This is a genomic window from Pseudomonas sp. Irchel 3A7 (assembly GCF_900187565.1).
Classification (GTDB): Bacteria; Pseudomonadota; Gammaproteobacteria; order Pseudomonadales; family Pseudomonadaceae; genus Aquipseudomonas.
Genome location: NZ_FYED01000006.1, coordinates 82,192 through 96,287, shown reverse-complemented (window position 1 = coordinate 96,287; position 14,096 = coordinate 82,192). Strand labels below are relative to the sequence as shown.

Genomic DNA, 14,096 nt, shown 5'->3' with positions numbered 1-14,096 from the left:
CGTTACTTGTTGGCGGCCATCAGGCGATTGACTTCGCTGCGCACCATGTTCGAGAACTCCGGTGGCGACATACCATCGAGTTCGGCGCGGACCCACTCGGCCCATTTGCCTTTGCGTTTGGCGCGCTCACCAAACAACCGGGCGGCTTCGCCCTTGGCTTTGCCCAGGTTGTTTTGCCAGAGTTCGAACAGACGGGATTTTTCATCTTCAAGCGCAGCGCGCTCGGCAAGGGATTTGTCGGCCAGATTGAAGCTCATGGGAATTTCCTGCTGCGTAAATAGGCGACATCTTACACTGTAGGAAGAATCGTCCTGAGCAGGATTTGCATCCGGATCGAGTCTGCGCGCAAAGTCGCTGCAACTTTTTCAATCGCAGCGCACTCCATTGTTCACTGTCCACTCACCTGCAAGGAGTACTTCAATGGCCCGCAAAACCGCCGCCCAAGCCGCCGAAGACCAAATCAAGGATCAAGCCTTCAGCGAGCTTCAGGCTCTGATCGAAGAGTCGGAAAAACTGCTCAAAAGCAGCGCCTCACTGGTGGGTGAGGAAGCGGAGACACTGCGAGGGCAAATCGCCCTGAAACTCCAGCAGGCCCGGGACTCGGTGACCAGCGTGCGTAACCGGACACTGCCCGCGGTCGAAGCCACCGAAACCTACATCGGCGGTCATCCCTGGCAAACCGTGGCGGTTTCCGCCGGTTTCGGTCTGGTGGTGGGGTTGCTGCTGGCCCGCCGGTAAACAGCACACGCAAAATTCAGAATTGGATTGCAATCCCCCTGCTCGCGAAGACGGCGTATCAGTCGACATCAATGGTGCCTGACACACCGCTTTCGCGAGCAAGCCCGCTCCCACATTGATTGCGTTTAACTCAAACCAGCCAGTTCCCGCAGATTCGCCAGCGTCTGCGCATCCAGCGCAATGCCGTTGTCCTGCGATTTGGCACGTTGATAATGGCGTCGATCCCCCGGCAATCGTTTCAATCCCACGCCATGCATCTGCCGCACCAGCTCCTGGCTGCGCTCGGCAAAGCTCTGCCCGGCGGCCTTGCTCGGGTCGATGACGATCAGCAACTGACCGGTCCACGGCGTCTTGGCGCCGGGGTGATTTTTCCAGTCGAACTCGAAAGAAAAATTGCCCCCGGTCAACGCTGCGGCCAACAGCTCGACCATCATCGACAACGCCGAGCCCTTGTGCCCGCCGAACGGCAGCAACGCGCCGCCTTCGAGAATCGCTTTCGGATCCTGGGTCGGCTGACCGAGGCCGTCCACGCCCATGCCCGGTGGCAAGCGCTCGCCCTTGCGTGCGGCAATCTGCACATCGCCATGGGCAATGGCGCTGGTGGCCAGATCGAACACAATCGGCTCGCCGTCGGCACGAGGCGCGGCAAAGGCGATGGGGTTGGTGCCGAACAACGGGCGGTCGGCGCCGTGGGGCACCACACAGGTCATGCTATTGACCACACTGAGCGCCACCAGTCCTTCATAGGCGAACGGTTCGACGTCCGGCCACAGCGCAGCGAAATGGTGCGAGTTGCGGATGGCCAGCACCGCGATGCCGGCACTGCGGGCCTTTTCCACCAGCAAGGCACGTGCCGCCGCGAGCGCCGGTTGCGCAAAGCCGTTGCCGGCATCGACCCGCACAAACCCCGAAGCCACATCCTCGACCAGCGGAACGGCCTTGCCATTCACCCATCCGCTCTGCAACGTCGATACATACCCGGGCATGCGAAACACCCCGTGACTGTGGGCACCGTCGCGCTCGGCGCCGGCACAATTTTCGGCCAACACCCGAGCGACGTCGGCCGAAGTGCCGTGACGCAGGAATATCTTCTCAAGCAATGCTGTCAGCTCGGCGAGGGACAGTTTTTGCGAGACATCAGTAGACACATGATCGAGTGGTGCAGACATCTGAAGCTCCAGACTAATTATTGGAGGGAACAACAGCATAGGTAGACCGCCGATTAACAACGCGCGGCGAGCGACCTGTCAACCCTTCGCTTGCGCCTGTTTGCACAAACACCGGTTGCCCGTGCGTTAACTATCTACCGCCTGCGCCCTGGTACCGTTTTCTAGTCTCGACGCTCCATCCATTGGCGCTCTGCGTAGTGCCTTGCACGAGACTCGACAATGTCTGCATCCGTTACTCCACTGTTTTTCCCTGAAGCCCTGAATTCCCCCGGGCGTTGGACTGAACTGGGCAAAACCCATGGGTTGACGCAAAAGGATTTCGAATGGTTCAGCCACGTGAAACTGGCCAGCCATGCGTTACGCAATCAACAAAAATCGCCGATGCTCGCCGAAAGAATCCTGGTCGGTACGGGCGAGTTGTCTCTCCCCCTGGCAGGCTGTTTTGTGCTGAGCGCCACGCCCGATGACAAAGGCGAGATTCTCTACACGCCTTATGCAGGCATAAAGAAATTCAAGAGTCGCACAGCGCTGTCCACACAAATCAAAAACCAATTGGATAGCGCGGAAGAAGACGATGACTTGTTTGCATTCATGTCATTGTCCGCACGCAGGACGCTGGCCGAAGTCACTGATATCACCGTGAAGTTCGAGACCATCGACGGGAACGTATTCGGCGATCAGAGCGCCGTGATCAAAACCAACCAGCGCGGCAACGATCAAGCCATGCTCGATGAACTCAAAAAGCTGCCATCGCTCACAGCCCTGCTCGACACCGTACTTGATGAATTACTGCAGTCAGACTTTCCGGGTGTGAAACAAAGCGAGATGCAGGTCAACTTTTACTCCGAAGCAGCCACCGAGAACATCGAGGGCACCACATCGACACGACGCTGGATCAAATCCATGTCCCTGGGTGAGTCGGTGCTGTTGTACTACCGTCATCAGCAATGGCCCACCGGGCACTACCCAGAGTTTTCTCACAGCAAAAAAACGCCGGTGAAGCAGGACCTGCAACGCTGGGAAACGGCGGTAAAAACCGCCTCAAGCAGTTTGATCAGTCAGTTGTCGAAAGAACTGCAAAATTACTGGGACAAGGCGAGTGTCGACGGAGCAACCCGTCGCGAGTTCTTTTCCCGGGCCATTCTTGAGAAAGCGCTGGCCGAACTGCTGCTCAAGCGCGAGGCTGGGGTCATCACCCCTGAGCAAAGCCGAACGTTGCACTCGCTTTTCGAGTCTTCCTCCGCCCTGACCCTCGAAACCGTGCGGTTGTGGGAATACCAGCCGAACTTCGTAGAACTCGCCGGGTCGCTGATGATCAGCAAGGACAGCGCCCATGCTTTCCTCTACACCCCTAGCCGGGGATTGCTGGTCCTGAAGGACTATCAGGACCTGAAGAACACCCTGGTGACAAAATCAATCTCGGCCGGTCACGACGATGAACTCTACGGTCTCATGAGTCTTGAGGAGCGCCGCCTTTTCATCGGCTTCCATCAACCGCAAATCTCCGGTGCCGCGATAACCGGCTCGGTGTTCAAGACGCTGTTTGAGTCAATCATCAGCAAACAAGTGCAAAATATGGACTATGCCCTGCAGGTACTGCGGCAAAGCGATGACGCGGTGGACATCCATGCCTTGTTCGACAAGGCGTTGGACATACGCTCAATGGTCGGCGAGCAACTTCTGACGCTGGACGCCGATGAACGCTGGAGCACCCGACCGGCCTGGTTGGACAATTTCCAATCTTCGATGGTGCTGGCCGATACCGCGGCGATTTACGTCAAGACCCTCACGTCTATCGAATCGCCGATCAACAGTGAATTCGCCGGCCAACCGATCAACACGAAGGCCGCACAGCGAGCGTATCTGGAAAACATGAAACCACGGCTGGCCCATGCGCTTTCCGTGGGCGTACGCGCAGAGGCCGCCCTGCGCGAACTGGGTGGCACCTTGCGCAATACCGATTGGCATCTGGTCGATAACGTTTTCAACCCGGAGCGGGCCGACCGCAAAACGCGCCGGGTGATCAATAGATTCCGCCCGGACGTTTTTTCCCTGGTGCTGGAGTGTTCCGGCCAGAAGAACGTGTTGCCTTTGGCCCATTGCGTGCTGTTGACCGAACGGGGCGGACTCGATATCCAGCATTCCGGGCGAGCCATCCTGTGGACGCCGGCGGCCGGGCTGGAGGTGTTCGCCACGGTCGGCATCGCACGGCAGCAACTCGACCTGCGCCTGCGCGATGCTGAAAAACGCCTGGAACTGCTGGAGAACCTCAGCCCCGACCAGTATCAATTCCACCGTCGCTACACGCTCAACAGGCTGCAACTGATCGAAGGCAACGTTTTGCAGCATGTGGCGCAATCCGCCATTGATCACTTCCTGGGGCGGTGTGAATCCATACGCTCATTGGACGTGAGCGACACACTACAAAACAAGGCGCTCAAAAAGCTGACGCAGACCCCCATCGATATCAACTTGCGAAGAGCCGCGTCGATCGCCGAGGCCATCACTCGCCAACATTCCCTGCCGGGATGGCTGGGCATGGCGTCCGTCGAAGAACAACAGTTGCACCTCGAATTGTTGCAGCAATACAGCCACAACGTGACCGACGACAAGGACTACCTGCACGGCGTGCAAACGCTGGCGGACTATGTTCGTCAGACACTCCGATCGCTGCTGACGAGCCGCTTCCCCGGACAAACCCTTGATCCCGACAAGATCGAGATTTCCCCGCAACTGGCCTTGGCGGGGCCTGCGCAAAGCCTGACCGATTTTGCCTTGAACCACGTCAACATCGCCCAGGGCACGGGGTTTCGGGTCGCCTCGAAAACCGCTGACGCCCTGCCGGCCGGTCTGAACCAGGCGGCCGTCAGGCAGTTGTTACTGTCACTGAATATCCGGCAAGATTTTGGCAAAAAACTGACGGACGCACTGTCGGGCACCGATGCCGCTGAACGAACGTTGCGATTTACCCAACAACTGCCGTGGCAACTGTTGCAGCACGCCCATGCCTTGAAACTGCAACGGCATCTGTCCACCAACGGTTTCGACTTGATCCGCCAGGTCCTCGATATGCCGGATGCCACCGCCCGCCACACGGTCAAAGGCGCCCACGCCATCATCAGGCCGCTGGAACTGATCAAGACTGCCGGCGCCACCGCCGTCAAAGCCCTGGGCCTGTACCTGATTGGCCCCGGGACCGGACAAAAAGGATCGCATATCCTGTTTGCGCCCTATCGCACGGGGCCGGTATTCGCTGAGTTCGACACCGAGGCCGAACTTGTCGCGGCAATCAACACGCCTGGGGAGCTTCAGGATCTGATTATCCGGCGTCTTCCGGAAAATCAGCAGGTATCGTTTCGCAGCCTGTTCGAGTCAAACATCGGCGAAACCAGTGAAATCACCCTCGGTTCCACCGCCATCGAGGGCAACGTGCTCATCCAGTTTTTCAATGACAACGCCAGCCTGCTTGCGCAGATGCTCGGCAGCCAGTCGAAACCAAGCGAGCAGTCGGACTGGCACGTGGTCAAACAGTTGTTCAGCTCCGGCATCAGACAAGTCTCAAGCCTCTTGCCGGGCAAACTTTCGCGCATCCCGTATTTGTGGCAAAGCTTCAAGGATTTCAAGGACTCCGCCGAAGCGTTGCAGGACCATCATTGGAAACGTGCAGTGCGGGGCTTTATCGCCGGAGCCGCGCAAATGATTTCGCTGGGCAGGCTGGAATTGGAGGCTTCGCCGATCCCTGAGCAATCGGCTTGCGACACCGCGCCGGTCGATACCACTGTAGTCGCGCAGCCATGGTCGCAGGTGAAATCCACCTCACCTCTGCGCACTCTGCTGCAGCATTTTGAAGTCTCGTCCGTTCAACTGAAGGATCTGAAACAAGACAGCGCCAACGGGACGTACCTGGATGCAACCGGCAAACATCAATATGCCCCCATTGCAGGCAAGGTCTATCCCGTACAAAAAGCCGACAAGGTATGGCGGGTGATCAAAGACAAGCAAGAAGGCCCTGCTCTGCTGGCCACCTCTGATAAACAACTGGTCATCGATCCGGGCACGCGCGGCATTGGCTACGGAAAAGCCTTGTCTAAAGTGTCGAAAAAGCATGACGAATTTGTCACCAGCTACCAAGCGCGGCAGGTTTTGAACATAGAAGCACGAGGGATGACGGAAATTCGTGCCAAATTCCCGGCCAAGGCTGCCATGCTGGTTAGCGCAATTGATCTGGCGCGCTTTTACGCATTCAACGCCCTGCACAACCTCAGTCAACTCAGGGGGCTCACCCCGGGCACACGACTGGAGACATTCCTTAAAGAGTTCTTTGATGTCAGCAACGTCGATGCGAACCTGCTGGACAAGATCAAGGAAGCCATCGTGCCTGTCTGCAACGACCTGGTGGATCCCGATAACGACCTGCTCAATGACGAACGTCTGGTCGTCGGTTCAAACAGAAACGTGAATTCCGATGTGATCGCTTTCACCGACGCAAACGACCCACTCAAGCGCGTGCATTTCTCGGAGCATTTTTTTGCGCCTGGTCTTGATTGGTATGAATACTCGTTGACTGAACCTTTTGATGTCATCACCCACAGTCAGGCTTCCACGATCACGCACGAAATATCGCATCAGAGCAAAAAAACGGTGGATATCGTGTACGTGGAGTCGAGGCGCCCGTTCAGTGATCTTGTGGAGACCCTGACCGAGCAGGGCCAGGAAATGAAACAGGAGCAGATCGAGCTTCAGCGAAATGCATTGTCGTTGGACACCCCCAGGGAGAAGTTGTTTTCCAGATGGAACGATAATCTGAATGAGTGGATCGATTTGGATTTTACTGATATCGACCACGATGCAGTCGACGCGATCCTGGAAATAACCGGTCGCGACACAATCGACGAAGCGCGGGATGACTTCCTGGATGAAAATAACGCAGAGCCTCGAATCAACATCATTTTGCGCAATGCCGACTCGATAGCCCGGCTGATAAGCGAAATGGGTCGGCAACTGGACCCGATGCCGGCGGCCAATCCCTGATGGTCAACGCCGCCTGTAGGAGCGTGCTCCTACAGGCGTGATAGATCGTTTTGATCATTTTTTCACGTCGTTTACGGATAATGCTGCCCATGGGCGCTGCCTTTGCGCCCACGCACGCGAAAAAATCTGCACTTTGATGTTTAATTGCCATGATCGATGTTCTCGCAGGCTGCCCTCAAGGTTAGAATGGCGCAAATCAGGATGAGTCAATGACCGACAGCCCTTTCTCACAAGCCGAATACGACGCTATCACCGATGCCGCTGCGCACTGGTGCATGCGCTTGCACGCTGATGACTGCACGCCACAAGAGCGCGTGGCGTTCGAGCAGTGGCGGGATGCACATCCGTTGCACGCCTTCGAGTACGAGGCGATGTTGGAAATCTGGGAAGTCGCGGGCGATCTGCCGCGCCCGGAGCCTGCCGTGGTGCCGTTGGTTCAAGTGAAACCGCAAACCCCATGGCGCACCTTCGGCATGGCCGCCGCTGTCTGCGCGCTGGCGCTACCGTTGGCGGCCTATAGCGGCTGGAACCTGGGGTGGCTACCCAATTCGTATGAGCACTTCGAGGCCAGCGACAATGTGCGCAAAGTCACCTTGAAGGACGGCAGCCATGTCGAACTGAACCTGGGCAGCGAGCTGACTTACAGCAACTACAAGGATCGTCGTCAGGTCACCCTGGAAAAAGGCGAGGCCTTTTTCAGCGTTGCCCACGACACCAGTCACCCGTTCGTAGTGAAGGCAGCCGAAGGGAAAATCAGGGTCACCGGGACCCAGTTCAACGTCTGGATGTATGAAGACCAGGTGAAAGTGAACCTGATTGAAGGCTCGGTGCTGGTCAGCAGCAACGATGACTTGCCGGGGGACGGTTTGAGGCTGGGTCCGTCGATGCAGGCAAGCTATGGCCATGGCGATTTCATTCCACGGATCAGCCAGACCTACGACAATGACAACTCGCTGGCCTGGCGCAGCGGCAAACTGGTACTCGACAATCTGGCGCTCAACGACGCGCTGCCGCTGATCAATCGTTACCTGGAAACGCCCTTGGTCGTCGCCGACAACAGCACCGGCGCGATCCGCATCGGCGGCATCTACAACATCAAGGAACTCAACACCCTGGTAGCAACGCTGCCCAAGGTGCTGCCGATCTACCTGACGCGCAACAAGGACGGCAACCCGGTCCTCAATTCGATTCCGCAGCGCACTCCAAAAAGCTGAAGGCCGCCACCCTTGCGGGGAGCGGCCTTCATGCATCATTCAAACACCTGTCACTTTACTGCGCCGCCACCTTCCCGGCCTTCTCCTCCTGTTCGCGAATTGTTTGGGCCTGGTAGTTGGGATCCGACGTGATCTGCTGCTCGGTGAACGGCAACACACTCAACTGTTTCTTGGAAAACGCCAGGGTCTGGTCATTGGCGTGTTTCGACGCCGGATCACTGGACAGCGAGAATGCCAGCACCCCGTGAGCCTGCGGTCCCTTTTCGTCGAAGGTCACCACCTGCAAGTAGCTGGTGCCACTGACGACTTCGCGCTTGCCGTCGCTTCTGGGCACGCTCTGAATGGCGTTATACACACCCAGCGTCCCCGGCCCGCCATGGATCGGCGTTTGCCGGCCACCGCTGCTGACCACCTGGATATCGCCCCAACGGCTGTTCGGCTTCAGTCCTGACGCATTGACCTGCTCGACCGACGCCAGCATCGCCTGGCGCAACGCCTGCGCCACCTCAGGCCGGTCGACCGCCAGGCCACGCGGGGTGTGTTGCGGGTCTTTCGGATCGAACGCCACGCGCCAGACATCAGGGGCCTGTTCGAGAGGCTCCATGACATTCTGGAAATGCACGAAGCCCAGGCCACTGTCGAGATTCGCCTTGCGATCCCAGGCCTTGAGACTGGCACACAGCGGCGCCAGGGCTTTGCCATCGGCCCCCAGATCGGCCGCGCAGAATTGCAGCAGGTCCGGCATGACTTGCGCGGCCTGATACACCTGATCATCCATCACCATGTGTTGCAGATCCGTTGCCTTGAGCGGGCCGGCCTTGGCCAGTGTACTCAGGCGATCCAGGGCAAATCGCGAGCGCAAGCCCAAGGGCTGGCTGTCCTGGCTGATCAATGGCGAAAAACCGGTCAGCGGCTGCGCCGGGTTGGCCATCCACGCAGAATCATTGGAGTGCTGCACGAAGTCCCTGCGCAGCAGTTGCGGCAACTTGTCCGAGGCATAAATGCCCTTTTGCGCCGCCTGCGGGTCGATGTCCCAGGCGCAGGCACTGTTGGAGCCGTCGAGAACGATCATCTGCAAGCCAATGCGCGGGTCGCTGCACTGTGCCAGCTTCTCGGCGCTGACGTTCGGCACCACCGACAGGTTCATGTACAGCGTTTGCCCCTGATCGTCTGCCGCCAGGGTGTTGACCCACGGAATACCCTGGATCTTGTGCACCGAATCCTGAAACTCCTTGAGGTTGTCGGCACGGTTCATGGCGTACCACTGTTGCAGTACGCGGTCGTTATCCAGGTTGGCGTCGCGCAAGCTGTAGGCGAACTGATTGTCCCAGTCCAGTTTCCCGGGCCACTGCACGATCGGGCCGAACTGCGAGCTGTAGACCACATGGGAAACCGCCTTGACCGAACCGTCCGGCTGCCTCACGTCAACCGTCAGCGTCTGTTTGTGCATGGGCAAGGATTTGCCGTCGAGCAGGTACCGGGTCGAATCCTTGGGGTCCAGTTGCAGGCGGTACAGAGTGAAATGCTTGGACGAATCCACGGTGTGGGTCCAGGCCAGGTGCTGGTTGAAGCCGATGTTGATCAAAGGTAGCCCCGGCAACGCAGCGCCCATCACGTCCAGTTTGCCGGGAATGGTCAGGTGCATCTGATAAAAGCGCATGCCGCCGACCCACGGGAAGTGCGGATTGGCCAGCAACATGCCGCGCCCGTTGAAGGAACGCTCGCCGCCTACCGCTACGGCATTGCTGCCACGGTCGAGGGCAAACCGTTGCATACGCGAGTCGGCTACCTGAAACGCCGACTGTTTTCCGGCATTCGTCGTGGCGGCAGCCGGTGGTGTGGCGCCCGCCAGCGCTTCGGCAAACTGACCTACGCCACCTTCCACCAGCAGGCGACGGGTCAGCTTGACCAGATCTTCGGCGGTGATTTCCCGCACCCAATCGCCCTGGCACTGCTGCGGCAGCCCCTGGGTCCGACGCTCTGTCAGGGACCGGTTATATCCGGCCACATAGCCCTCGACCAGCGCGCGCACCTCCGGGGGTTGCGCCTGCCAGAACCCGGCAACGGCCTGGGGCGTGTTCAGCCAGGTGAAAAACAGATCGCTGACCCGGTTCTCACGCTCTTCCACCGTGAACTGATCCGGACCGAAAAATCGCGAACGTTGACCGTTCACCGTGACGATCTCATTGGCCAGCAAACACAGGTTATCCTGAGCATAGGCATAGCCGATTCCGTAACCGAGCCCCCGCTCGTTCTCGGCCCGAATATGTGGCACGCCGAAACTGGTCCGGCGGATATCGGCACTGGCCTGCTCAGGCTGGCTGCGGGCGTTCGCCGCAAGACTCAGCCCCAGAAACACACCTGCCAGGCTCAACCTGGTTAACTGGCTGGAAATAATCACACTCGCTCCTGATCGAAAAACGATGGTCACAGTTCTGCGTACTGACACGCACTGCGCATCCTTTCAGGGACGAATCAAACGGCAAAAATTTAGGAGAAAAGACCGCGATCCAGCGGCGGCTTACAGACCGCTAACGCCATGATGACGAAATTTCTACATTTAAGTCTTCATGATTTGCGTGGCTCATACGTCTTGTTAGGCAAGAGCGCCCATTTTTCCTGATCAGGCTCTGAAAAGGAGTTTTTGCAATGTACAACTCGCAACTGCCAACGGACGGTAGCAACACGCCAAAGAGCACTTCCATCGGGGTCGGAGTCTTCGACCAACGTACCGAGCGCCACGGCAACGAGCGGATTCGCTTCCTGCTCAAAAGCTTTGGCCTGCGAACCAGTCTGATTCGTCTCAAAGTCATCGACGCCCTGCTGACGGCCGCCGAAAACGACCGCAGCCTGGGTGTGCGCGGGGTGCACAGTCACTTGCTGGAACTGGATATTCCCCTGTCCTTCCTGAGCGTGCGCGAAGTGTTGAAACGCCTGTGCAGCGAAGGCGTGATCGTGCTCAACGAAGACAAAAGCTACAGCCTGGACCCGCGGGCTGCTGCCGTTTTGGAGCACCACTGACAAGCCTCACGCTCACATTGCCATGTAGGAGCTGCCGGAGGCTGCGATCTTTTGATAGTTTAAACCACATCACAAGATCGCAGCCTCGTTGCACTCGACAGCTCCTACGCCGGTAGCGGGAGCACCTTCAATAGTCAGGGCTTGACCTTGCGCCGCATCACACCATTGATGACCACCACGACCACCGCCACGCCAATGGCGATGTACTGGAACAGTTTTTCGCTGATAACCCCGGTGTTCTGCAAATAAGTCAGGCCAAACATGATCCCCAGCACGGCCAGGGCGATCAGAAGGGAATATTTCAAACGTTGCGACTGGGTCATGGGCCTTTTCCTGAATGTAAGCCTGAAACTGAAAAAAATGTATCCGCTTTGTATCCGCACGCATGCCAAGCCCCTACCGTTTTCCGGGGATGGGGCGCAGCAAACAGGGTCTCATGTTACAGCCGATGAAGCGTTTTGGCTTCATTGCGGCGATAACCATGAGGATTTTCAAATGTTGCGTCGAATCACACTGCTGATTCCCCTGCTGGCCCTGCTTTCCCTGAGCGGCTGTATCGTCTTCCCCCACGGTGGCTGGCACCATGACCGTCACTACGACGACCGGGGCGGACCGGGTTACTACCCGCATCGTTAGCAAACCGGATCTTCTGCAGAAGCTGAGCTTGCTCGCGATGGACGTCAACGATAACGGGGGCTACCCGATGATCGCGTTGCCCGAACGTTTTTTGCGAGCAGGCTCGCTCGCACAGAGGCAATGCCTCGGACACATAACTGACAAATCTGTAATGTCGCCTTCATCTGACTGACAGCGTTGATCTAAGATCATGAAGCTGCCGAGCTTGTAGTAATTCGAAACAAACCTTGAAGGTATGGCCGGAAAAACCGGTCAAAATGCGTTTTTTCGCCCGCAATCCGAGACCCGTCACGACATGCGAACTCCTCTGCGTCTGGCTGCCTTGAGCGCCCTGTTCATTTCCTCCCTGGTCCAGGCCGCCGACCTGATCCCGATTGAAGTTCACCGCGACGCCAATTGCGGTTGCTGCAAGAAATGGATCAGCCACCTGGAGGCCAACGGTTTCAAGGTCGAGGATCATGTCGAAGCCAACATGAGCCTGTTCAAGGAAACGCATGGCGTGCCACCGCGCCTGGCGTCTTGCCACACCGGTTTGATCAACGGCAAATTCGTCGAAGGCCATGTCCCGGCCGACCAAGTATTGGCCCTGAGCAAGCGCGATGACCTTCTGGGCGTGGCCGCACCCGGCATGCCCATGGGATCACCGGGCATGGAAATGGACGGCATGAGCGATGCCTATCAAGTGATCGGCCTGAAAAAGGACGGCACGGATGTCATCGTGGCGGACTACCCCGCCCATTGATCTTCGGCGCCTACATCAGTTTGTTTCTGGCGGCCTTCGGTGCCGCCACACTGCTGCCCCTGCAATCCGAAGCCGTGCTGGTCGGCCTGTTGCTCAGCGACCGGTATTGGCTGTGGTCACTGCTGGCGGTGGCGACACTGGGCAATGTCCTCGGCTCGCTGGTGAACTGGTGGCTGGGGCGTGCCATCGAGCGCTTCCGCGACCGGCGCTGGTTTCCGGTCAGCCCTGCCCATCTGGAAAAAGCCCGAATCCATTATCAGCGCTATGGTCATTGGTCGTTGCTGCTCAGTTGGCTGCCGGTGATCGGCGATCCGCTGACCCTGGTTGCCGGGGTGATGCGCGAACCGCTGGGGCGCTTCCTGCTGATCGTGACCCTGGCTAAAGGTGCCCGTTATGGCGTGCTGGCCCTGGCCACGGTGGGCTGGATGGGTTGAACCAACCGGCGTGGCCATTGCCTGTTTAATGTCGCCCTAATCATGCCGATCCAGCATCGGCGGATTTCCAATGGAGCTCCCCCATGCCTTTGCCCCTCACCCGCTGGCTGCCCGGTCTGCTGCTGACCGCCGCCCTGCCCGTCATCGCTTACGCCGAGGCCCCGGCATATGGCCCCGAACTGCAAGGTTTCGAGTACCCCTACACGGTCAAGCATTTCGCCTTCGAGTCCCAGGGTAAATCCCTGCAGATGGGGTACATGGACGTCGCCGCCCATGGCAAGGCCAACGGGCGCAGCGTGGTGCTGATGCATGGAAAGAATTTTTGCGGCGCGACCTGGGAAACCTCGATCAAGGCCCTGAGCGACGCCGGTTACCGGGTCATCGCCCCGGATCAGATCGGCTTTTGCACTTCCAGCAAGCCGGACCACTATCAATACAGCTTCCAGCAACTGGCGAACAACACCCAGCAATTGCTCAAGGCCCTCGGCATCCAGAAAGCCACCCTGCTCGGCCACTCCACCGGCGGCATGCTCGCCACTCGCTATGCCTTGCAATACCCCGAACAGGTCGAACAACTGGCCCTGGTCAACCCTATCGGCCTGGAGGACTGGAAAGCCCTCGGCGTACCTTATCGCACGGTGGATCAATGGTACGAGCGCGAGCTGAAGCTCACGGCCGAAGGGATCCGCAACTACGAACGCAACACCTATTACGGCGGACGCTGGAAGCCTGAGTTCGACCGCTGGGTGGACATGCTCGCCGGCCTGAACAAAGGCCCGGGGCATACGCAAGTCGCGTGGAATTCGGCCTTGATCTACGACATGATCTTCACCCAGCCGGTGTACTACGAATTCCAGAACCTGAAGATGCCGACGCTGTTGCTGATCGGTACGTCCGATACCACGGCCATCGGCAGTGATATCGCCTCCCCGGAGGTCAAGGCGAAACTCGGCCACTACGACGTTCTCGGCAAACAAGTGGCCAAACTGATCCCCCAGTCGACCCTGGTGGAATTCCCCGGCATGGGCCACGCACCACAAATGGAAGAGCCGGCGGAGTTTCACAAGGCGTTGCTTGACTGGCTGAACAAAACCAACCCCGTGCGTTAATG

The 14,096-nt window shown here is 58.3% G+C and carries 12 protein-coding genes; 8 read left to right on the top strand and 4 right to left on the bottom strand.

Translation table 11 applies throughout. The features are described 5' to 3' along the window. Positions 1 to 2 precede the first annotated feature (2 nt). Positions 3 to 257, bottom strand: a complete 255-nt coding sequence (locus tag CKW21_RS11780) for a hypothetical protein (RefSeq protein ID WP_077044866.1) — start codon at positions 255 to 257, stop codon at positions 3 to 5. A gap of 163 nt (positions 258 to 420) precedes the next feature. Between CKW21_RS11780 and CKW21_RS11775 the strand changes: the two genes are divergently transcribed. Continuing rightward, a complete protein-coding gene (locus tag CKW21_RS11775) occupies positions 421 to 738 on the top strand; it encodes a YqjD family protein (protein WP_095194140.1) in 318 nt (105 codons plus the stop codon). A 125-nt stretch (positions 739 to 863) separates the two neighbouring features. Here CKW21_RS11775 and CKW21_RS11770 read toward each other — a convergent pair whose 3' ends face one another. Beyond that, positions 864 to 1,907, bottom strand: a complete 1,044-nt coding sequence (locus CKW21_RS11770) for an Ldh family oxidoreductase (protein ID WP_095194139.1) — start codon at positions 1,905 to 1,907, stop codon at positions 864 to 866. Positions 1,908 to 2,126: 219 nt separating this feature from the next. Here CKW21_RS11770 and CKW21_RS11765 point away from each other — a divergent pair, with 219 nt between their 5' ends. Both CKW21_RS11765 and CKW21_RS11760 read left to right on the top strand, forming a co-directional pair. Next, entirely contained in the window at positions 2,127 to 6,938 is a 4,812-nt protein-coding gene (locus CKW21_RS11765) for a dermonecrotic toxin domain-containing protein (RefSeq protein ID WP_095194138.1), read from the top strand. A gap of 209 nt (positions 6,939 to 7,147) precedes the next feature. Further along, entirely contained in the window at positions 7,148 to 8,152 is a 1,005-nt protein-coding gene (locus CKW21_RS11760; protein ID WP_095194137.1) for a FecR family protein, read from the top strand. A gap of 55 nt (positions 8,153 to 8,207) precedes the next feature. Here CKW21_RS11760 and CKW21_RS11755 read toward each other — a convergent pair whose 3' ends face one another. Then, positions 8,208 to 10,553, bottom strand: a complete 2,346-nt coding sequence (locus CKW21_RS11755; RefSeq protein WP_095194136.1) for an acylase — start codon at positions 10,551 to 10,553, stop codon at positions 8,208 to 8,210. Positions 10,554 to 10,801: 248 nt separating this feature from the next. Here CKW21_RS11755 and CKW21_RS11750 point away from each other — a divergent pair, with 248 nt between their 5' ends. After that, positions 10,802 to 11,173 carry a fe2+ zn2+ uptake regulation protein gene (locus CKW21_RS11750; protein WP_095194135.1) on the top strand — a complete coding sequence of 124 codons (372 nt, stop codon included), beginning with the start codon at positions 10,802 to 10,804 and terminating at the stop codon, positions 11,171 to 11,173. Positions 11,174 to 11,307: 134 nt separating this feature from the next. Here CKW21_RS11750 and CKW21_RS11745 read toward each other — a convergent pair whose 3' ends face one another. Continuing rightward, positions 11,308 to 11,496, bottom strand: coding sequence for a hypothetical protein (locus CKW21_RS11745; RefSeq protein WP_095194134.1), 189 nt, complete (start codon positions 11,494 to 11,496; stop codon positions 11,308 to 11,310). 172 nt (positions 11,497 to 11,668) lie between these two features. On the opposite strand from CKW21_RS11745, the gene CKW21_RS31495 reads away from it, so the two are divergent. The 4 genes from CKW21_RS31495 to CKW21_RS11730 all read left to right on the top strand — a co-directional run bounded on the left by CKW21_RS31495 (position 11,669) and on the right by CKW21_RS11730 (position 14,094). Beyond that, positions 11,669 to 11,809, top strand: coding sequence for a hypothetical protein (locus tag CKW21_RS31495; RefSeq protein ID WP_170948656.1), 141 nt, complete (start codon positions 11,669 to 11,671; stop codon positions 11,807 to 11,809). 295 nt (positions 11,810 to 12,104) lie between these two features. Beyond that, the gene (locus CKW21_RS11740; protein WP_095194351.1) at positions 12,105 to 12,551 is read left to right on the top strand and encodes a DUF411 domain-containing protein; all 447 of its coding nucleotides are present in this window, start codon (positions 12,105 to 12,107) and stop codon (positions 12,549 to 12,551) included. Continuing rightward, on the top strand, positions 12,551 to 12,985 hold the full coding sequence (locus CKW21_RS11735; protein ID WP_095194350.1) for a YqaA family protein: 435 nt from the start codon (positions 12,551 to 12,553) through the stop codon (positions 12,983 to 12,985). The genes CKW21_RS11740 and CKW21_RS11735 overlap by 1 nt, the downstream gene beginning before the upstream one ends. An 83-nt stretch (positions 12,986 to 13,068) precedes the next feature. Then, complete coding sequence (locus tag CKW21_RS11730; RefSeq protein ID WP_095194133.1) at positions 13,069 to 14,094, top strand: alpha/beta fold hydrolase; 1,026 nt, start codon at positions 13,069 to 13,071, stop codon at positions 14,092 to 14,094. Positions 14,095 to 14,096: the final 2 nt, after the last annotated feature.